Annotated in this window: 1 protein-coding gene; it reads right to left on the bottom strand. The window is 60.0% G+C overall.

Going from position 1 to position 1251, the window contains the following annotated elements:
- Nucleotides 1–19: 19 nt before the first annotated feature.
- Nucleotides 20–985: an IS110 family transposase gene (locus IGW04_RS25485; RefSeq protein ID WP_194715892.1), complete on the bottom strand. Its 966-nt coding sequence runs from the start codon at nucleotides 983–985 to the stop codon at nucleotides 20–22.
- Nucleotides 986–1251 lie beyond the last annotated feature (266 nt).

Raw genomic sequence — 1251 nt, forward strand, 5'->3', positions numbered from 1 at the left:
GTAGATACTGTTATGCCCGTCAAGCTCCATGTAACGTTGGATCAAAGGCCTTGCGTGACTTAAGCACGCCAAAGGCCACATGGATGAGCTTGCGCATCATGGCGCCGATGATGAGCATGGGCGGCTTTCCCGCCGTAGCCAGGCGCTGGCGGAACACGGCGCCCCATGCTGTCCTGTGCAAGGCCACCATGGCAGGCATGTAGAGTGCCTTGCGCAGAAATCTGTGGCCGACCTTCGACAGCCGGGGCTTGCCCCTGACGCTGCTGCCCGACTCATGCTGGCGTGGATCCAGACCGGCGAATGCCACGGCTTGCCGGGCATTGTCAAAGCGCTGCAGATCGCCATAAAACGCCAGCAGGCACGCAATGGTGCGCTCGCCCAGCCCCGGAATGCTGTCGAGCAGTTCCTGCTTGCTCTTGAGGTCCGGATCGTTATCCATGTGCTGACGAATCTGCCGGGCAAGCTGGTCAATCTCCTTGTCCAGCCAGGCGATATGGCTGGCAATGCCGGCCTTGACCGCCTCGCGCGCCACTTCCAGCCGGTTGCTTTCCTGCGTGCGCATGTTCTGCAGCGCATCCAGGCGCAACACCATGGCCCGCAATGCCTGCTCACTGGCTGAAGGCGCTTGCCACAATGCCGGGCGGCGCTCGAAGCAGAAGGTGGCAATCAGCTGGGCGTCGACCCGATCGGTCTTGGTGCGCACCAAGTGCGAAGCGCCAAAGGCCTTGATCTGCGCCGGATTGACCACGCTCACGGGCAAGCCCTGTTGGGCCAGGTACGCGGCTACCTCTTCCCAATACACGCCGGTGGCTTCCATGCAGACATGGGCAGTTGCGCCACCATGCTTTTGCAGCCACTCCAGCAGAGTCTTGAACCCGCTGGCATTGTTGTTGACGACCTTGTTGCGATGTTTGCCATCCGGCAAGCGCAGGGCGCAATCGAGCTTGGCCTTGGCGACATCGATTCCCAAATGATACGACTGCATGCAACGTCCTCTCATGATCTACCTTGTCAATGCGGGCTGCCGGCAAGCCGGGCCAAAGATACTGTCCGATCTTTTTTGCGAGGGTGGGCGGCTGCTGCAAGAATCTACGTCGCTGGATCGAGTCCTAAGGGTGCAATCGGCATCCAGCCGCCCGTTCCTTGGGTGCCCCCAAGGAACTGCTACAACCATTCCGACGCTTGTCGTACAAGACCGTCGGAATTACTACACAACCGAACTGACGGAATAATACAAGGGTGCAATACCCG

This window comes from Noviherbaspirillum soli (assembly GCF_015352955.1).
Classification (GTDB): domain Bacteria; phylum Pseudomonadota; class Gammaproteobacteria; order Burkholderiales; family Burkholderiaceae_D; genus Noviherbaspirillum_A; species Noviherbaspirillum_A soli.

Bases quoted from the DNA above. Each gene is read 5' to 3' on its own strand.
- IGW04_RS25485 (WP_194715892.1), bottom strand. From the start codon at position 985: ATGCAGTCGTATCATTTGGGAATCGATGTCGCCAAGGCCAAGCTCGAT.